The 17758-nt window shown below is 60.2% G+C and carries 16 protein-coding genes; 8 read left to right on the forward strand and 8 right to left on the reverse strand.

What is annotated here, in order from left to right:
• The first annotated feature begins 83 nt into the window (after positions 1 to 83).
• From PSH90_RS26645 to PSH90_RS26655, 3 genes are read left to right on the forward strand one after another with little or no spacing between them, the layout of a single operon-like run.
• Positions 84 to 707, forward strand: a complete 624-nt coding sequence (locus PSH90_RS26645) for an FMN-binding negative transcriptional regulator (protein WP_305381799.1) — start codon at positions 84 to 86, stop codon at positions 705 to 707.
• A gap of 10 nt (positions 708 to 717) precedes the next feature.
• Positions 718 to 1164, forward strand: coding sequence for a GNAT family N-acetyltransferase (locus tag PSH90_RS26650; protein WP_305381801.1), 447 nt, complete (start codon positions 718 to 720; stop codon positions 1162 to 1164).
• A 12-nt stretch (positions 1165 to 1176) separates the two neighbouring features.
• Positions 1177 to 1848 carry a GNAT family N-acetyltransferase gene (locus PSH90_RS26655; protein WP_305381802.1) on the forward strand — a complete coding sequence of 224 codons (672 nt, stop codon included), beginning with the start codon at positions 1177 to 1179 and terminating at the stop codon, positions 1846 to 1848.
• A 108-nt stretch (positions 1849 to 1956) separates the two neighbouring features.
• Here the strand turns inward: PSH90_RS26655 and PSH90_RS26660 are convergent, their stop codons facing one another.
• Positions 1957 to 2859 carry a homocysteine S-methyltransferase family protein gene (locus PSH90_RS26660; protein ID WP_305381804.1) on the reverse strand — a complete coding sequence of 301 codons (903 nt, stop codon included), beginning with the start codon at positions 2857 to 2859 and terminating at the stop codon, positions 1957 to 1959.
• 113 nt (positions 2860 to 2972) lie between these two features.
• On the opposite strand from PSH90_RS26660, the gene PSH90_RS26665 reads away from it, so the two are divergent.
• Both PSH90_RS26665 and PSH90_RS26670 read left to right on the forward strand, forming a co-directional pair.
• The gene (locus PSH90_RS26665; protein ID WP_095181205.1) at positions 2973 to 3791 is read left to right on the forward strand and encodes an ABC transporter substrate-binding protein; all 819 of its coding nucleotides are present in this window, start codon (positions 2973 to 2975) and stop codon (positions 3789 to 3791) included.
• Positions 3788 to 4624 (forward strand): amino acid ABC transporter permease, encoded by an 837-nt coding sequence (locus tag PSH90_RS26670; RefSeq protein WP_056790962.1) that lies wholly within the window; start codon positions 3788 to 3790, stop codon positions 4622 to 4624. The genes PSH90_RS26665 and PSH90_RS26670 overlap by 4 nt, the downstream gene beginning before the upstream one ends.
• A gap of 7 nt (positions 4625 to 4631) precedes the next feature.
• Here PSH90_RS26670 and PSH90_RS26675 read toward each other — a convergent pair whose 3' ends face one another.
• Positions 4632 to 4910, reverse strand: a complete 279-nt coding sequence (locus PSH90_RS26675) for a helix-turn-helix domain-containing protein (RefSeq protein WP_071171374.1) — start codon at positions 4908 to 4910, stop codon at positions 4632 to 4634.
• Positions 4907 to 6256, reverse strand: a complete 1350-nt coding sequence (locus PSH90_RS26680; protein WP_305381806.1) for a HipA domain-containing protein — start codon at positions 6254 to 6256, stop codon at positions 4907 to 4909. Before PSH90_RS26680 ends, PSH90_RS26675 begins: the two co-directional genes overlap by 4 nt.
• Before the next feature lie 179 nt (positions 6257 to 6435).
• On the opposite strand from PSH90_RS26680, the gene PSH90_RS26685 reads away from it, so the two are divergent.
• Together PSH90_RS26685 and PSH90_RS26690 are read left to right on the forward strand one after the other, a co-directional pair.
• Positions 6436 to 6723 carry a hypothetical protein gene (locus tag PSH90_RS26685; RefSeq protein ID WP_252878200.1) on the forward strand — a complete coding sequence of 96 codons (288 nt, stop codon included), beginning with the start codon at positions 6436 to 6438 and terminating at the stop codon, positions 6721 to 6723.
• Positions 6626 to 8815, forward strand: coding sequence for an autotransporter outer membrane beta-barrel domain-containing protein (locus PSH90_RS26690; protein ID WP_305381808.1), 2190 nt, complete (start codon positions 6626 to 6628; stop codon positions 8813 to 8815). The genes PSH90_RS26685 and PSH90_RS26690 overlap by 98 nt, the downstream gene beginning before the upstream one ends.
• A 212-nt stretch (positions 8816 to 9027) precedes the next feature.
• Here the strand turns inward: PSH90_RS26690 and oadA are convergent, their stop codons facing one another.
• Entirely contained in the window at positions 9028 to 10836 is a 1809-nt protein-coding gene (gene oadA / locus PSH90_RS26695; protein ID WP_305381810.1) for a sodium-extruding oxaloacetate decarboxylase subunit alpha, read from the reverse strand.
• Between the two features lie 11 nt (positions 10837 to 10847).
• The gene (locus PSH90_RS26700; protein ID WP_024014853.1) at positions 10848 to 12263 is read right to left on the reverse strand and encodes an acetyl-CoA carboxylase biotin carboxylase subunit; all 1416 of its coding nucleotides are present in this window, start codon (positions 12261 to 12263) and stop codon (positions 10848 to 10850) included.
• A 190-nt stretch (positions 12264 to 12453) separates the two neighbouring features.
• Between PSH90_RS26700 and PSH90_RS26705 the strand changes: the two genes are divergently transcribed.
• The gene (locus PSH90_RS26705; RefSeq protein ID WP_095181203.1) at positions 12454 to 13416 is read left to right on the forward strand and encodes a LysR family transcriptional regulator; all 963 of its coding nucleotides are present in this window, start codon (positions 12454 to 12456) and stop codon (positions 13414 to 13416) included.
• Here PSH90_RS26705 and PSH90_RS26710 read toward each other — a convergent pair.
• From PSH90_RS26710 to PSH90_RS26720, 3 genes are all read right to left on the reverse strand, one after another.
• Entirely contained in the window at positions 13358 to 13561 is a 204-nt protein-coding gene (locus PSH90_RS26710) for a PA3496 family putative envelope integrity protein (protein ID WP_080902479.1), read from the reverse strand. The two genes, PSH90_RS26705 and PSH90_RS26710, sit on opposite strands and share 59 nt — an antisense overlap.
• 233 nt (positions 13562 to 13794) lie before the next feature.
• Positions 13795 to 14661, reverse strand: coding sequence for a transcriptional regulator HexR (gene hexR, locus PSH90_RS26715; RefSeq protein ID WP_007962240.1), 867 nt, complete (start codon positions 14659 to 14661; stop codon positions 13795 to 13797).
• Positions 14662 to 14788: 127 nt separating this feature from the next.
• Positions 14789 to 17662, reverse strand: a complete 2874-nt coding sequence (locus tag PSH90_RS26720) for an EAL domain-containing protein (protein WP_252877142.1) — start codon at positions 17660 to 17662, stop codon at positions 14789 to 14791.
• Positions 17663 to 17758: the final 96 nt, after the last annotated feature.

Here is a 17758-nt window from a genome sequence, read left to right on the forward strand (position 1 = left end):
CCTATGAAATGGCTCATCAATGGCTCTTACAACGGACCAATAGCCTGCCTAGGATGCAGGCATTCGCCAAGGAAAATCTGTCCATGTACACGCCACGCGCCTTTGCCATCGAAGACTTGTCCCAACTGCACGAACTGATCCTCGCCACGCGCCTGGCCATTCTGGTCAGCCACGGTGACAGCGGATTGCAAGCCAGCCACGTGCCGGTGCTGCTGCATCGCGAACAGGGCGAATACGGCACGCTCTACGGCCATCTGGCCAAGGCCAATCCGCAGTGGAAAGACCTGCGTGACGGCGCCGAGGCCATGCTGATCTTTGCCGGCCCAGACGCCTACGTCAGCCCGGGCTTCTATCCGAGCAAGGCCGAGCACGGCAAAGTCGTGCCGACCTGGAACTACATCGCCGTGCACGCCTACGGTCATGCCGAGACTTTCAGCGACGGCGGGCGCCTGCTCGACATTGTCAGCACCCTGACCGACCGTCATGAAGCGGGCCGCGCGCAGCCGTGGTCGGTGGACGATGCGCCAGCCGAATACATCGACGGCATGCTCAAGGCCATCGTCGGGTTTGCCATTCCCATCGACCGCCTCGAAGGCAAACGCAAGCTCAGCCAGAACCGCAGCGCCGAAGATATTGCCGGCGTGCGCGAAGGCCTCGCCGCCAGCGCCGACGCCAACGATCAAACCCTCGCCCGCTTGATGCGCTAAGGAAATCACCATGACTGAGATCGACATTCGCCAGGTCAGCGCCGACGACCACGATGCCTGGCTGCCGTTGTGGCAAGCCTATTTGCGCTTCTACAACACCGAACTGCCGGACGCCGTCACCCAGAGCACCTGGCAGCGCTTTCTCGACCCGAATGAACCGACCCACGCCGCCCTCGCGTGGGCCGATGGCAAAGCATTGGGCATGGTGCATTACATCTATCATCGCTCGAACTGGAGCATCGAAAATTCCTGCTATTTGCAGGATCTGCTGGTGGTGCCGGAAGCCCGTGGCACCGGTGTCGGTCGGCTGTTGATCGAGCATGTCTACGCTACCGCCAAGGCCGATGGTTGCTGCAAAGTCCACTGGCTGACCCATGAAACCAACGCCACGGCGATCCGGCTCTACGAGCGCATTGCCGAACGCCCGGGCTTCATCCAGTTTCGTAAAGCCCTTTAAGGAGACGCGCACATGACTGCTTCACTCGCTGACTGGAAAGGCGTCCCCGCCCCCTCCGCCACGCTGCTCGAAGGCCGTTTCATCCGCCTGGAAAAACTTGACCCGGTACGCCATGCCGAGCAGCTTTACGCCGCTCTCGAAGGTCCGGGTGCTGATCCGAAACTCTGGGATTATCTGCCTTACGGTCCGTTTCGCGAGCGCAGCGCGTTCAACGACTGGCTGAACAATCATGCAGCCAACAGCGACCCATATTTCTTCAGCATCATCGACCGTGCGACTGGTCAGGTCCAAGGCATCCTCAGCCTGATGTCGATCGTCCCGGCGCAGGGCCGCATCGAAATCGGCCACGTCACTTTCGGTGCGCCAATGCAGCGCTCGCCGAAAAGCACCGAGGCGGTGTACCTGCTGGCAAAATATTCGTTCGAGCTGGGTTACCGGCGCCTGGAATGGAAGTGCAACAACGGCAACGCCCGCTCCAAATACGCGGCCGAGCGTCTGGGCTTCAGTTTCGAAGGGGTGTTTCGCCAGCACATGGTGGTCAAGGGGCAGAACCGCGACACCGCGTGGTATTCGATTCTGGATGCGGAATGGCCGGCGATCGATGCGGGATTCGAGCGCTGGCTGAGCGATGAAAACCAGACGCCTGCTGGCCAACTCAAAGGTCTGGCCGAATGCCGTAGCTGAACTTCACGGATACCCCTGCTCGCGAAGGCGGTGTGTCAGTCACTGCAAATGTGGCCTGACTGACCGCTTTCGCGAGCAGGCTCGCTCCCACAATTGGCGGGGTCTTTCTTAACGACGCAGTTCTTGCGCCAGCACCGCAATGTGCTCCGGGCCGATCCCGCAGCAGCCACCCAGATGACTGGCGCCGCGCTGTTGCCAGTCCAGCGCCCAGTGCAGATACCCCGGCGGATCGAGATCGTCACGCAACGGGTCGAGGCCGTCGTTGGCCGTGGCTTCTTTCGGTTGCGGAGGAAACGCGTTGGCATACGCGCCGATATTGATCCTGACGCCGAGACGCTCAAAGGTTGCGCGCGCCGCGTCGATGGCCGCGCCAATCACTTCAGGCTGACTGCAATTGAACAGCAGGGTCTCGACGCCAAGTTCAGCCGCCAGCGCAGCCGCTTCGGCTACCGGCTCACCGGAGCGCAGGCGTGGCACTTCATCGGTGTCTTCATCCTTGAGCGTGAATGAAAGCCAGAACGGTTTGCCGTCCTTCGGCAGCCCGGCGTGGATAGCGCGGGCCTCGACGATCGAGCTTTGCGTTTCTGCCAGCCACAGGTCCACATGTGGCGCCAGACCGTTAACCAAAGGCGTCAACAGTTCGGTCACGCGATCCGCTTCGAACAGATCCGGACGATACGAACCAAACAGCGGCGGCAACGAACCGGCAACACGCACTGGCTTGCCGGATGCCTGCACCGCCCGCCGCGCCAACTCCCCCGCCAGTGCCGCAAGCGCCTGGCCTTCAGCCGCAAAGCGCGCCTCGCCAATGTGAAATGGCACCACCGCGTAACTGTTGCTGGTGATCACGTCGGCGCCGCTGTTGATGTAAGCGGCATGCACCGCCTCGACCGCCTGCGGCGCTTCGCTCAGCGCCAGTGCCGACCACTCGGGCTGGCGAAATGGCGCCCCGGCGCGTTGCAGTTCACGGCCCATGCCGCCATCGAGAATGACCGTACTTGCTGCGCCCATATGCTTTTCACTCATATGCTTATGAAAATAACTCACTATCAGAGTCGTTCTTATAACTATTTAATACGCACCACTCGGTTAATAACAACCTCTTTTTTCAACAGGAAGCGACTGTGAAATTCCAACCGCTATTGGCCCTGGGCCTGACCATTCTGGCCTCCACCCAAGCCTTCGGCGGCGCGACGCTGGACCGCGTCGAACAGAAAAAAGAGCTGGTCGGCGTGCTCATGGAAAGCTATCCGCCCTTCTCGTTTCTCAATGAGCAGAATCAACTCGACGGTTTCGATGTCGACGTTGCCAAAGCGGTGGCGGACAAGCTTGGCGTCAAACTGCGTCTCGAAACGCCGTCCTGGGACGTGATCGCCGCCGGCCGCTGGAGCGGGCGCTACGACATCTGCATCTGCTCGATGACCCCGAGCAAGGCCCGCGCAGAAGTGTTCGACTTCCCGGTCGAGTACTACGCCTCGCCAGCGGTAATCGTGGTCAATGCCAAGGACGATCGCATCCACAGCGCCAAGGATCTGAGCGGCAAAAAAGTCGGCCTGACCAGCGCCTCCAGCTACGAAAGTTATCTGAACAAAAATCTGGTGATCGAAGGCGCCGAGGATACGCAGTTGCAGTATCCGTTCGAGGATGTGCAGATCGCTCCTTATGACACCGACAACGTCGCCTTCCAGGATCTGGGCCTGGGCGCCGGCGTGCGCCTGGATGCAATCCTTACCAATCTGGTCACCGCACAGCCGCGTCTGAATCAGGACCAGCGCTTCAAATTGGCCGGCGAACCGCTGTACTCGGAACCCAACTCGGTGGCCATCGAAAAGGGTGATCCGCAGTGGGACGCCAAGGTGCGCGAGGTTTTCGCCCAGCTGAAACAGGACGGCACTCTGAGCAAGCTGTCGCAGAAATGGATCGGCGCCGACATCAGCCAATGACTTCTTTTCCGACCCCGCCACAGCCACCGCAACCGGTGGCTGAAACACGCCTGCAAAAGCTCTTTGGTTTCCGCACGCGCCTGTACCTGACGTGGGCGGCGCTGTTCTGCCTGTTCGCCGGATTCTTCCTCAGCTTCGACCTGAAGTTCGCGATCATCCTCGACAAACTGCCCAACCTCGTTGGCCTGAAGCTGGCGCCAAACGGCTTCCTGCAAGGCGCAGCGCTGACGCTGTTTCTCTGCGCCTGCTCGATCATCGCCTCGTCGCTGCTCGGTTTCATCACCGCGCTGGCGCGCCTGTCGAGCAGCGCCGTGGCGTTTGGCATCGCCAGTTTCTACACCTCGTTCTTTCGCGGCACGCCATTGCTGATCCAGATCCTGCTGATCTACCTCGGCCTGCCGCAACTGGGCATCGTCCCCGGCGCCATCGTCGCCGGCATCATTGCCCTGTCGCTGAACTATGGCGCCTACCTGAGCGAAATCTTCCGCGCCGGCATCCTCGGCGTCGATCACGGCCAACGCGAAGCATCCCTGGCGCTGGGCCTGCGCGAAAGCGTGATCTTCTGGCGCATCACCCTGCCCCAGGCCATGCGCACGATTATCCCGCCGACCACCAATCAGTTCATCTCGATGCTCAAGGACTCGTCGCTGATCTCGGTAATGGGCGTCTGGGAAGTGATGTTTCTCGCTCAGTCCTACGGGCGCTCAAGCTATCGCTACATCGAAATGCTCACCACGGCGGCGATCATCTACTGGCTGATGTCGATCGGGCTGGAGCTGATTCAGGCACGGATGGAGCGGCATTTCGGCAAGGCGTATGTGCGCCGTAGTTGAGGTGCATTCAAATGGTGTCCCGGCGAATCCGCACTACGCCCATTTTCATGCCGAAGGGGCGGAACACCGCGTTCAGCGACTTCAGGGTCTGATTGCCTTCGCCATGTTCGATATGCACCAGCGTGCGCACTGAAATCTTGCACATCTTCGCGAACTGGGACTGATGCAGACCGGTGACTTCGACCCGTAAACGGCGCACGGCGTCACCGATTTCCAGAGTGCCTTCGGCCAGTGATTGCTGAATGCTTTCGATGAGCGCCGTGCGCTCGAGGACGGTCAGACTCATTGCAGGTCCCACTCTTTCAAACGTTGCTCGAGGTTTTTCAGATGAACGCTCGGGTGATTCATGGTTCTGGCGGGCAAACCGCTGGCCGCAAGAATATCCGGCAGTGCGGCCAGACGGCGGGCATCCGCGCGCAGGCCTTCGAACAGCGACGAGGCATCCAGCCCCGTCAAAGATTCGTGCGGATCTGCGCTATCTGCCAATACGCGGCAGACACCTCGCCAATCGACATCTCCCGCCCGCTCCAACTCTTTTGGCCACTTGGTCGTACGAGTCACGCCTTCGTCATCCATGACCATCGGGGCGAGGTCATAGATCGGCGCGAGTTGGAAAGCATTCTCTTGCCGGATGATCGCCGTGTTACGACCGTGGTTATCGGAGTTTCCGAGGATTTTATTGATCAGGTCGCGACGCAGATAATCGGCAACGAGGCCGGGAATCTGGCTGGCCTGACCCGCTTTGCGCCAGAGCCCGGCGAGCATGCGGATCACTTCCAGATGATTCATGGCGCTGCCTGGCGTCGTCACTTCAGCCAGCGAATAAATCGATTCGACGGCGAAACGCGACACCGCCCCATCTTTCACTTGTCGATCAAAACGCCGCATCCACAAACTCGGTTTGTTCGCCTCTTCCAAGGCCAGGCCTTCTGCTGCGACCGTTTCGATGCCCAATGTCTGCAGCGCTTTGTAGTAATGGAATTCGCTGCGCAGGATGTCCTGGTCGGTCTGCCCGCCCCTGTTTCTGGCGAATTTCACGAACCAGTGCTGTCGCACTTCTTCATCGTCCAATACCGCATCGGGATACAGAAGCCCGGCGCTGTTCTCTGCCAGTAAGAGCTTCGGAGCTTCCCCACCTGCCCCCGTCGCGCCACCGATGGCCGCGCCCAGCTCGTAGGCATATTCAAGAAAGCGGTTGTCGCGGCTAATGACCTCCTCGCGCTTGAATCCGATCGGCTTCCTGTCATCGACTGCTTCCGCCGATTCCTTTATTCGCATGTTGCCAATGGGTGCCGGTGTACTGCGACCCAGCAGAAAGAGATCGGCGCTGATCTCGGCGGGTCTTTCCTGACCCAGGCGGGCGAGTAGAAACCGCTTGGCTGCGCCTGCCGGTGCGATGTCGTGGACAAAGGCCGGCGTCTTCGCGCGCCGACCTTCCCAATCCAGCGGATACAGGGCACTCACGGCTTGGGAAAAAGGCGACCCGATCAACTCGATGTTTTCCACCAGATAGTCCGCTTCATAGCCAAAACTGCAGCGGCTTTCGAAGCCTTTTTCCGGATCATCGAAGTCAAGAATCATCGCGTCGTGCCATTGCCCAGCGGTGAAGATCTGGAGTGTCAGGTTGTACATGTTGATTCCGTGTGCATTTTAATGCGTTTCAAGAAAGAGAAATCTTCGACAATTGCAATATAGTGCATTCTGGCAGCCAAAGACGCCCCAAATCTGCAACTAAATGCACATTAGCGCTCGCTACTGACTTACCAAATGCAAAATAATGCAGACAAGCATTTAACTTCACGCTGATAAAAATGCCGTCTTCAAGCGAAAGCTGTAGGAAAAAGAACAAGTGGCGCCGCGCAAAAGAATTGTTTGCGAAATCCAGTGAGGATTTTCCACAGAACGATCCGATGTCGCCTGCGTGGATGTGGGAAGCGGCCGACATCGGTTTTTTTCAGGCAGCAATAGAGTTGGATTTTCTCGATACGGAAATCGAACCTGATGCCCACTCAACACCTATTCGCACCAAAACACCTGGCTCTGGCTATTTCATTGGCAATGGGTTGCGTAGCGCTGGCGAACGCCGAGCAATCCACTGAAGCAATCGAGCAGCCCCCAAGCATGGAAACGACGGAGCAGCCCGAAGCCAACCCCAAGCAACAGGCTTTGGAACGGCTCCAGGGTTTTCTCAACGACGCGAGCACAGTGCCGATTACCTTTACGACACCGGAAGCCGTCTTCAAAGGGACTGAAGTCAACGACTTGATCACCCTTGCAGACGGGGCAAGCTTCACTGGCCGGCTGGATGGCGGCAAGGGCGATAACGTGTTGTTCCTGAATGCTGCGGATGGCGGCACGTTGAACGACACGCGCAACTTCAATGGGTTATTCGTCGCCCAAGGCGACTGGACATTGAGCTCCAAAGGCGATTTCCATGAAGGTGTTCTGGTCGACAGCGGTGGAGCGTTGACCAACCTCGGCAGCATCAAGGGTGATGTGTATGTCCAGAATGGCGGCAGTTTCGCCGGTAAAGGCACGGTGGGAAATCTTGAGGTGGGTGGGCTGCTCACCGTCAATGCAGCGCTTGGCGCACCACGAGTGAAGGGTAATTTGCACTTGGCGCCTGGCGCCGAATTGGCTTACGAGGTCACTCCCGCTGGTGGTCAGACGATCAAGGTCGATGGCACCGCCCAACTCGAAGGTGCCACCCTGAAGATTGTTTCGGCTCCCGGAGAATATCCGCAGAGCAGCCAATACAAAATCATCGAAGCCCGTGAGGTGAAAGGCGAGTTTGGCCGGATCGAGAACGATCTGGCGTATATGACGGCCACGGCTCAATACAACAAGAAATCGGTTGGGCTGACTTACGCTCGCAATGGTGAACCGCTTGAAAGCCTCGCTCCTACAGAAAATGCAGGCGCACTTGCAGGAAGTATTATCGAGCCAGAGCAGCCGACTTCTCCCGCTGTACCGATCGCGACAACGCCCGCTCCAGCTTCAATGACAGCGGTGATCGCAGCTCCAGCCCCCGCCCTGACCTCAGTTGCGACCTTGATTGAAGACTCCGCATCGGTGGAATCATCGATGCCCGACGAAATCGTAACTGCACAAACCACCGCACAGCCCGCGTCGGAGCCTGCAAAGCCCATTAACACCGCCGTCGCCGCACTGCTGACCAGCGATAAAACCACCGCGCCAATCGCCCTCGATCAACTTGCCGCAGGCAGCAATGCCAACCTCGCCAAAGCCACGCTGAGCAGTATCACGCCGGTCAGTACGAGCATGCTCTCGGCGATGCGCCAACTGGACAACCGTTCCGGCTCTACTGACGGCTCGCGCAGTTCACCGCGTCAGGCCGCAGGCAACGAAGACTCCGGACGGGTGTGGGTTCAGGCGCTGGGCCACGGCGGCAAGGTTGACCGCGACGCTGACGGCATCCTCCAACATGCCACGCAAGGGCTGGTCGTGGGCGCTGACTGGCGACTCGACGAGCACTGGCATGTCGGCCTGCTTGGCGGCAAATCGCAGACCAAACTCGATGCCCGCCAGTACGACGGCGACCTCGACAGCTGGCACCTCGGTGCCTACGCCGTGCGTCAGGATGGCCCGCTGTCTTTGCGCCTAGGTGCGACCTACGCCAGCCATGACGGCAGCAGCACACGGCGGGTCGCGTTCAAGGGTTTCAGCGATCGTCTCAAAGGCAATTACGACGCCAATACTCAGCAAGCATTTGCCGAGGCCGGGTTCAACCTGGGCCGCAACAACGTGACCCTCGAACCCTTCGCCAGCCTCGGCTATCAGCGCTATCAGCGCGACAGCTACAACGAAAAGGGCGGCGACGCGGCGTTGAAAGTCTACGGCCAGACCCGCGACAACTTCAGCAGCACCTTCGGTCTGCGTGTTGCGCTGGTCAATACGCTGGATAACGGCATGCATTTGACCCCGCGATTGAGCGCAGGCTGGAAACATACCTACGGTGACATCGACAGTGACACCCGCCAGCAACTGCGCAAGGGCGGCAAGCGCTTCGAAGTGACCGGCGCGGCACTGGATCGGAACAGTCTGTCGCTGGATGCGGGGCTCGATCTTGGTCTTTCGGCGGCGCACACACTGGGCGTGGGCTTGACGGGTGAGCTGGGCAGCGACAGCCGAACGTATGGCGTAGCGGGTCAATGGCGCATGGCGTTCTGATGGATTAAGCACGCCTCCTGTGGGAGCGAGCCTGATCGCGAAAGCGGTGAATCATACAAAGATGCTATTGGCTGACCTGGCGCATTCGCGAGCAGGCTCGCTCCCACATGCGGTCCCTGACAATGACCTGACAAGGTCGGAAAATCACAGGCAAAAAAAAGGGGAGCACATGCCCCCCCCGAGGTTTAAAGCATTGGATCGCGACTGTTATCTCAGCCTTCGATCTCGATGAGGATTTCGCCCGGGTTGACCCGGTCGCCCTTGGCCACATGAATCGCCGTGACCTTGCCGGCAATGGCAGCCTGGACTTCGGTCTCCATCTTCATCGCTTCGGTGATCAGTACCGCCTGGCCTGCCTTGACGGTATCGCCCTCCTTGACCAGCACATCGACGATGTTGCCCGGCATGGTGGTGCTCACGTGGCCTGGTGCCGAGGCCTGTTTGCGTTTGCTGCTGCCACCACCGACAAATTCGTTGAGCGGTTCGAACACCACTTCTTCCGGCATGCCGTCGATGGACAGATAGAAGTGGCGCTTGCCTTCGGCCTTGACGCCGACACCAGTGATGTCGACGCGATAGGTTTCGCCGTGCACATCGATGACAAACTCGGTCGGCACACCTTCGCCACCCGCCGAGGCAACGGCGCCCGCTTCCGGGATAGGCAGCAGCACTTCAGGGGTAAGGGTGCCGGCGGCGCGTTCTTCAAGGAACTTGCGGCCGATGTCCGGGAACATGGCGAAGGTCAGTACGTCTTCTTCGGATTTGGCCAGTGCTCCGATATCGGCACGCAGCTTGGTCATTTCCGGCTTGAGCAGATCGGCCGGGCGCACGTCGATGACGTCTTCGCTGCCGATCGCCTGACGGCGCAGCTTTTCATTGACCACGCCCGGTGCCTTGCCGTAGCCGCCCTGCAGATACAGCTTCACTTCGTTGGTGATGGTCTTGTAGCGCTCGCCGGCCAGTACGTTGAAGAACGCCTGGGTGCCGACGATTTGCGAGGTTGGGGTCACCAGCGGCGGGAAGCCGAGGTCTTCACGTACGCGCGGGATTTCTGCGAGCACTTCGCCCATGCGATTCAGAGCGCCCTGCTCTTTCAACTGGTTGGCGAGGTTGGAGATCATCCCGCCCGGCACTTGGTTGACCTGCACACGGGTATCGACGGCGGTGAATTCGCTTTCGAACTGGTGGTACTTCTTGCGTACGGCATAGAAGTACAGGCCGATTTCCTGGAGCAGCTCCAGATTCAGGCCGGTGTCGTACTCGGTGCCCTTGAGCGCGGCAACCATTGATTCGGTGCCCGGATGGCTGGTGCCCGAGGCGAAGCTGGAGATCGCGGTGTCGATGTGATCGGCGCCGTTTTCGATCGCCTTGAGCTGGCACATGGCGGCCAGGCCGGCGGTGTCGTGGGAGTGGATGAACACCGGCAACGACTGCTCGGCTTTCAGAGCACGCACCAGTTCACCAGTGGCATACGGGGTCAGCAGACCGGCCATGTCCTTGATCGCTACCGAGTCACAGCCCATGGATTCCATTTGCTTGGCCTGGGTGACGAAAGCGTCGATGGTGTGCACCGGGCTGGTGGTGTAGGCGATGGTGCCTTGCGCATGTTTGCCGGCAGCTTTCACTGCTTCAATGGCAACGCGCAGGTTACGCACATCGTTCATCGCATCGAAGATGCGGAACACGTCGATGCCGTTCACCGCTGCTTTGGCGACGAAAGCTTTGACCACGTCATCGCTGTAGTGGCGATAGCCGAGCAGATTCTGCCCGCGCAGGAGCATTTGCAGGCGGGTATTGGGCAGCGCCGCACGCAGTTGGCGCAGGCGCTCCCATGGGTCTTCCTTGAGAAAGCGCACGCAGGCGTCGAACGTCGCGCCGCCCCAGCATTCCAGCGACCAGTAGCCGACCTTGTCGAGCTTGTCGCAGATCGGCAGCATGTCTTCGGTGCGCATGCGGGTGGCGAGCAGCGATTGGTGAGCGTCGCGCAGGATGGTGTCTGTTACGAAGATTTTCTTGCTCATTCTTGTATTCCTCACAGGCCTGCGTGGGCGGCGATGGCGGCGGCGATGGCCAGGGCCAGCTCTTCGGGTTTGCGCTTGATCGAGTAGTTGGTCAGTTCCGGGTGGCTTTCAACGAAGCTGGTGTTGAACTGGCCGCTACGGAATTCCGGGTTGCGCAGGATTTCCTGGTAGTAGGCGGCGGTGGTCTTCACGCCCTGCAGACGCATGTCGTCGAGGGCGCGCAGGCCACGGTCCATCGCCTCTTCCCAGGTCAGCGCCCAGACCACCAGTTTCAGGCACATCGAGTCGTAGAACGGTGGAATGGTGTAGCCGGTATAGATCGCCGTGTCGGTGCGCACGCCCGGGCCGCCGGGGGCGTAGTAACGGGTGATCTTGCCGAAACTCGGCAGGAAGTTGTTCTTCGGGTCTTCGGCGTTGATACGGAACTGCAACGCAAAGCCACGGTGCTGAATGTCTTCCTGCTTCACCGATAGCGGCAGGCCGGAAGCGATGCGAATCTGTTCGCGGACGATGTCGATGCCGGTGATTTCTTCGGTGATGGTGTGTTCCACCTGCACCCGCGTGTTCATTTCCATGAAGTACACCTCGCCCTCGGCGAGCAGGAACTCCACGGTGCCGGCGTTCTCGTAGCCCACAGCCTTGGCTGCACGTACCGACAGGTCGCCGATGTAGGCGCGCTGTTCCGGGGTCAGCTGCGGGCTCGGCGCGATCTCGATCAGCTTCTGGTTGCGGCGCTGGATCGAGCAGTCACGCTCGAACAGATGCACGACGTTGCCGAAGCTGTCGCCAAGGATCTGCGCCTCGATGTGCTTGGGATTGACGATGCATTTTTCCAGGAACACTTCCGCCGAACCGAACGCCTTGGTGGCTTCGGAGATGACCCGGGGGAAGTTCTGTTCGAGTTCTTCGCGGCTGTTGCAGCGACGGATACCGCGACCGCCACCACCGGAGGTGGCCTTGAGCATTACCGGGTAACCGATGCGGTCGCCTTCGACCAAGGCTTCTTCGATGCCGGAGACGTTGCCCTCGGTACCGGGCGTCACCGGTACGCCGGCCTTGATCATGCTGCGGCGCGCTTCGGTCTTGTCGCCCATGCGCCGGATGACTTCCGCCGACGGGCCGATGAATTTGATACCGCGCTCAGCGCAGATTTCCGCCAGCTCGGCGTTTTCCGAAAGGAAGCCGTAGCCGGGGTGCAGCGCATCGCAGCCGGTTTCCACCGCCAGGTTCACCAGCTTGCGCGGGTTCAGATAGCCGGCCAGTGGCTCGGCACCCACGCTGTGGGCCTCGTCCGCACGCTTCACATGCAAGGCATGGCGATCGGCGTCGGAGAAAATCGCAACCGAGCGAATGCCCATTTCGGCGCAGGCTCGTACGATGCGTACGGCAATCTCACCACGGTTGGCGATCAGGATCTTTTTTATCACTTGGAGGTTCCCTTGAGCCGGTGGCACCACGACCTGCTAGACCCAGGTCGACGCGTGACCAAATGTTTCAATTCAGTCGCAGGTCCACACTAGCGCTGCTGAGGGATTAACAAAAATGAATAAAAATTGGGTCAGGCATAAGCAAACACTTATAGTTGAAGCAACTGACCGCTGACCGAGCCTGAAAAAAATGCGTAAGTCATTGATGCGTATGACATTGCGTCAATTGCAGATCTTCAACGAGGTGTGTGATTTACGCTCGTACAGCCGCGCCGCCGAGGAAATGTCCCTCACACAACCGGCCGTGAGCCTACAGATTCGTCAGCTGGAAGAGCTGATTGGCCAGCCGCTGTTCGACTATGTCGGCAAAAAACTCTACATGACCGAGGCGGCGGAAGCGCTTCAGCGCGCCAGCCGCGACATTTTCGGGCGCCTGGAAAACCTCGACATGCAACTGTCGGACATGCAGGGTTCACTGCAGGGTCAGCTGAAACTGGCGGTGGAATCGAGCGCCAAATATTTCGTGCCGCATCTGTTTGCTGCATTCAAGCGCCAGCATCCGGAAGTCAATTTGCAGCTGACCGTGGTCAACCGTGGCCAGGTCATCCGCCGCCTCTCGGACAACCGTGATGATCTGGTGATCATGTCGATGGTGCCGCAGGACATGGGCCTGGAATTCCTGCCGTTCCTCAACAATCCGATTGTCGCCGTGGCGCGCCCGGATCACCCGCTGGCGCACATGGGCCCGTTGCGCTTGCAGGATCTGGAGCCTTACACGCTGCTGATACGCGAGCCGGGCTCGGGCACGCGTCTGGCCTGCGAGGAATACTTCAAGGAAAAACGCGTGCACTTCACTCAGACCCAGGAAGTGGCCTCGGCCGAAGCTCAGCGCGAATGCGTGTTGGCGGGTCTGGGCCTGGCGCTGCTGACGCGCCACGCCCTGAATCTGGAGCTGGCGACCGGCGGCCTGGTCGAGCTGCCGGTCGAGGAGTTGCCGCTGATGCGCAGCTGGTGTCTGGTGCAAGCCAAAGCCAAACGGCTGTCACCGGTGGCGCACGCCTTCCTGGCGTTCATCCGCAGCGAGCGGGCGCAGATTATTGCGCTGGTTGAGCGTTTCGACGGGAAGCGGCGGGCGCTGCCTGCCAGTGCGTGATCTCGGGAAAATCGCCGATCTCGGCCTGAAGCTGGCGAAGTTCGAAGCGATCCTCGATTGCGCGGCGAAATTCCATGCGGCGCTGATCTTCCTGCTGACGACGGGTTTTCGCGGCGCTGTTGCGTTCTTCGTAGGGCTGAGCCATTTCGAGTCTCCCAGGGCGAGTACGGGAGTTTTACGATAGGCGTGGGGGATGACGGTTTGGCTGCGCGGGGATGACAATGTGATGAAATGTGCGCAGGGATGTGCTGTTGTTGAGGACGCTTTCGCGAGCAGGCTCGCTCCCACATTTGATCCCGTTATGACCCAGAATTTATGTTCTCAGAAGCCCCCCTGTGGGAGCGAGCCTGCTCGCGAACAAGGTCGGAACGACCTTGCTCAATCGTCCAGCGCTTTCACGGCCTTGGGCGACAAACGCAGACTGCGCAGACTGCGCTTCACGCTCTTGAGATGATTGACCAGGCTCGGCCCGCGCGCCATGGCCACGCCCATCGCCAGCACGTCGATCACCACCAGATGGGCGATTCGCGAGGTAAGCGGCGTGTAGATTTCGGTGTCTTCATGCACATCGATCGCCAGATTGACGGTCGACAGTTCGGCCAACGGCGTCTGGCTCGGGCACAGGGTGATCAGCGATGCCCCGCTCTCGCGAACGAGGTTAGCGGTGATCAGCAAATCCTTGGAGCGCCCTGACTGGGAAATACAGATCGCCACATCGGTCGGCTTCAGCGTCACAGCCGACATCGCCTGCATGTGCGGATCGGAATACGCCGCCGCGGTCAGCAGCAAACGGAAAAACTTGTGCTGTGCATCCGCGGCCACCGCTCCGGAAGCACCGAAGCCATAGAACTCGACACGCTGCGCCTGGGACATCAGCGTCACCGCGCGCTGCAGCTCCACTGGATCGAGCTTCTCGCGCACTTCCATCAGGGTGTGCAGCGTGGTGTCGAAAATCTTCAGGCTGTAGTCGGCGACGGAGTCATCTTCGTGGATCGCGAACTGGCCGAAGCTGGCGCCGGCGGCCAGGCTTTGCGCCAGTTTCAGCTTGAGGTCCTGAAAGCCGGAACAACCGATCGCGCGGCAGAAACGCACGATGGTCGGCTCGCTGATGCCGACGCTGTGAGCCAGGTCGGCCATGGAACTGTGCATCACTGCCGCAGGGTCAAGCAGCACGTGGTCGGCGACCTTGAGCTCCGACTTGCGTAACAGGTGACGTGACTGGGCGATGTGTTGCAGCAGATTCAAGGGGCTGGACTCTTCTTGTGGGCAAGGATGTAGCAAGCTTGTAGTTATACTACATGAATGGGCATTTTGCCTGCTCAATGCGTAACTCGATGTCCCGGCATCAGGCGCGCTGAGGTGCATGTAGCCCTTACTGCGGATTGGCCTGATCACGCAGAAGCCCGGCCAGACGGGCAGCGTCCACCGGCCGGCTGATCAGATAACCTTGCACTTCGTCGCAGCGTTCGGCGCGCAGAAATGCCAGCTGATCCTCACGCTCGACACCCTCGGCGACGACTTTGAGGGCCAGTCCGTGAGCCATGGCGATGATCGCGCGAGTGATCGCCGCGTCCGCACTGCCCTCGCTCAAGCCGCGAATGAACGCCTGATCGATCTTCACGTAATCCACCGGAATGCGCTTGAGGTAACTCAACGACGAATACCCGGTACCGAAATCATCGATCGCCAGTTTCACCCCCAGATCGCGCAGTTGCTGGAATGTGGCAATGATGTGTTCGACGCTGTCGAGCAAATGGCTCTCGGTCAGCTCCAGCTCGAGGTAGTGCGGCGCCAGCCCGGTTTCTTCCAGCACTTGCCGGACCAGACTGACCAGCTTGCCCTGACGCAGCTGATGCACCGACAGGTTCACCGACACGCGGATCGGCGCCAGCCCCTGCCGTTGCCATTCGCAGGCTTGCCAGCACGCCTGACGCAAAACGAATTCGCCGATCGGCCCGATCAGACCGGTCTCTTCGGCCAGGCCAATGAAATCTGCCGGCGGCACCTGGCCCATGCTCGGATGATCCCAGCGCACCAGCGCTTCAGCGGCATTCATGCGGCCGGTTTGCAGGCACAGTTTGGGTTGGTAGAACACTGTCAGTTGCTGTTCTTCAATGGCTCGGCGCAAGTGGTTTTCCAACTGCAAGCGTTCGAGTGTGCTGGCTTGCAGGCTGTCGGTGAAGAACTGGAAATTGTTGCCGCCCAGATGTTTGGCATGCTGCATGGCCATGTTCGACTGGCTGACCAGCGCGGAAATCTCCCGCGCGTTGTCCGGCAACAGGCTGATGCCCATTGAAGCGCTCACCACCAGTTCATGCCCGTCGACGCTCAGCGGCAAACGCAGCTTGGCCGACAACCGCGTCGCTACCCGTGCCAGGCTCGACAGATTGCCGTAGGCATCGAACAGCACGGCAAACTCGTCTCCCGACAAGCGCGCAATGGTGTCGGCCTCAGGCAAGGCATTGACCAGCCGCCGGGCCATTTTTTGCAGGAGCTGATCGGCGACTTCATGGCCGAGGCTGTCATTGAGCAATTTGAAACGATCCAGATTGATGTGCAGCAATGCGAGACTGCGGCGCCCGCCCTGCCGCACCCGCTGATGGGCTTCGTGCAGGCGTTCGCGGAACAGTGAACGGTTGGCCAGGCCGGTGAGCTCGTCGTAATGGGTCAGATAACGCAGGCGTTCTTCCGACGCACGCCGTGCCGAGAGGTCGGCGAAGAAGCCGACAATATGGCTGACATTGCCCCGGCTGTCGCGCACCGCGTTGAGCTGCAACCACTGCGGGTACAACTCGCCGTTCTTGCGGGTTTCCACCAACTCACCCTGCCAACTGCCGTGCTGCTCCAGTGCATGACGGATCGCCACATAGTGGCGATGGGCATCGCGGCTGCAAGGCAACTCGACGACGTTGCGCCCGAGCATGTCGTCGATCTCGTAACCGGTGACCCGGCTAAAAGCCTGATTGATCGCAATCAGCGCGTAGTTCGGGTCAAGAATCACGATGCCTTCGCTGGCCGCTTCGAACACCGTGGCCGCCAGCCGTTGCTGCTCTTCGAGGCTTTTGCTGGCGCTGATATCGCGGCGAGTGCCGACCATGCGGATCACCCGGCCGCTGGCGCTGCGCTCCACGGCACGGCCACGGTCCTCGATCCACACCCAGTGGCCGTCGCCATGGCGCAGGCGATATTCGACCTGATAATCCTCGGTGCGCCCCTTCAAATGCTCGACCAGGGCGAACTTGAGTGACGGCACATCTTCAGGGTGCAGTCGTGGCTTGAGGTCGCGCAGCAGCGCCGTGACGTATTCCGGGGCGAGGCCGAACAGTTCCTGAATCTGCGTGTGATGGACCTCGTCGGTCTGCAGATTCCAGTCCCACAATCCGAGCTCACTGGCCTTGAGCGCCAGCGCCAGGCGCGCTTCGCTTTTGCTCAGGGCCTGATTGGCGGCATCCAGTTCGCGGCTGCGCTGGGCCACGCGATTTTCGAGATCGACCTGCGCTTCACGCAATTGCGCCTCGGCACAGCGGCGCTGTTCGATCTCTTTGCCCAGCTCCTGATTGAGTTGTTCGCTGCGCGTTTGCGCTTGCTGTAAATGCTCGATCAGATGCTGATTCTGGAAGCGCCGAAGCAATCCACGGTCGATCAGCCGATTGACCTGCCACGCCACCACGCTCAACGAACCGAGCAGGATCAGACCCAGCCAGCCCCAGCCCCGCGCCTGATCGTCGCCGCCCCAGAACAGGTAGCCGATCGCTGGCAGCAGGCACGGTAAGGTAAACGAGAGGAACGCCGGCAGGCTCACCGCGTAGGCGACGCTGGCCGACAGCGTTGCCGCGCCGATCAGGCCGAATACCCAGGCTTGCTGCATGAAGTTGTCAGCGGGCACCAGAGCGATGCCGGCTCCGGCCAGCGTCAAGCCGGTCATGGTCGAACCGAGCAGGAACATGCGGAACCAGATTGGCCGGGCCTGACGATCGGGAATCGCCGAATCGAACGCGGCCACCTGAATCACCCGCAGCGCGACCAGCGACAGCAGCCACACCAGCCAGACGCTGACCACGAAGTAGCGCTGCGGGCTCCAGAGCAAAGCGGCGCAGACCAGACCATTGATCAACATGAACAGCGTGGGCAACAACGAGCCCTGATACAGCAGACGCGTGCGCTCCACCGCCATTTCGACGGCATAGTGCTTGCGGATCACCCGGGGGTCCACGGAGGGCCCCGACAGTTCGGCGCTGAGGATCATGGGCAACGTTCTTGTTCTTATAGGAGGGCGTGCGCCCGAAACGTGGACGGAGCATACACAAGCCGATCCCGATGCCAAACTGCTGCCGATCACAAT

Source organism: Pseudomonas sp. FP1762 (assembly GCF_030687105.1).
GTDB lineage: Bacteria > Pseudomonadota > Gammaproteobacteria > Pseudomonadales > Pseudomonadaceae > Aquipseudomonas > Aquipseudomonas siliginis.

Coding starts and splice junctions, on each gene's coding strand:
- PSH90_RS26645 (WP_305381799.1), top strand. CDS start 84: ATGTACACGCCACGCGCCTTTGCCATCGAAGACTTGTCCCAACTGCAC.
- PSH90_RS26655 (WP_305381802.1), top strand. CDS start 1,177: ATGACTGCTTCACTCGCTGACTGGAAAGGCGTCCCCGCCCCCTCCGCC.
- PSH90_RS26705 (WP_095181203.1), top strand. CDS start 12,454: ATGCGTAAGTCATTGATGCGTATGACATTGCGTCAATTGCAGATCTTC.
- PSH90_RS26650 (WP_305381801.1), top strand. CDS start 718: ATGACTGAGATCGACATTCGCCAGGTCAGCGCCGACGACCACGATGCC.
- oadA (WP_305381810.1), bottom strand. CDS start 10,836: ATGAGCAAGAAAATCTTCGTAACAGACACCATCCTGCGCGACGCTCAC.
- PSH90_RS26710 (WP_080902479.1), bottom strand. CDS start 13,561: ATGGCTCAGCCCTACGAAGAACGCAACAGCGCCGCGAAAACCCGTCGT.
- PSH90_RS26685 (WP_252878200.1), top strand. CDS start 6,436: ATGCCGTCTTCAAGCGAAAGCTGTAGGAAAAAGAACAAGTGGCGCCGC.
- PSH90_RS26720 (WP_252877142.1), bottom strand. CDS start 17,662: ATGATCCTCAGCGCCGAACTGTCGGGGCCCTCCGTGGACCCCCGGGTG.
- PSH90_RS26670 (WP_056790962.1), top strand. CDS start 3,788: ATGACTTCTTTTCCGACCCCGCCACAGCCACCGCAACCGGTGGCTGAA.
- PSH90_RS26675 (WP_071171374.1), bottom strand. CDS start 4,910: ATGAGTCTGACCGTCCTCGAGCGCACGGCGCTCATCGAAAGCATTCAG.
- PSH90_RS26680 (WP_305381806.1), bottom strand. CDS start 6,256: ATGTACAACCTGACACTCCAGATCTTCACCGCTGGGCAATGGCACGAC.
- PSH90_RS26690 (WP_305381808.1), top strand. CDS start 6,626: ATGCCCACTCAACACCTATTCGCACCAAAACACCTGGCTCTGGCTATT.
- PSH90_RS26660 (WP_305381804.1), bottom strand. CDS start 2,859: ATGGGCGCAGCAAGTACGGTCATTCTCGATGGCGGCATGGGCCGTGAA.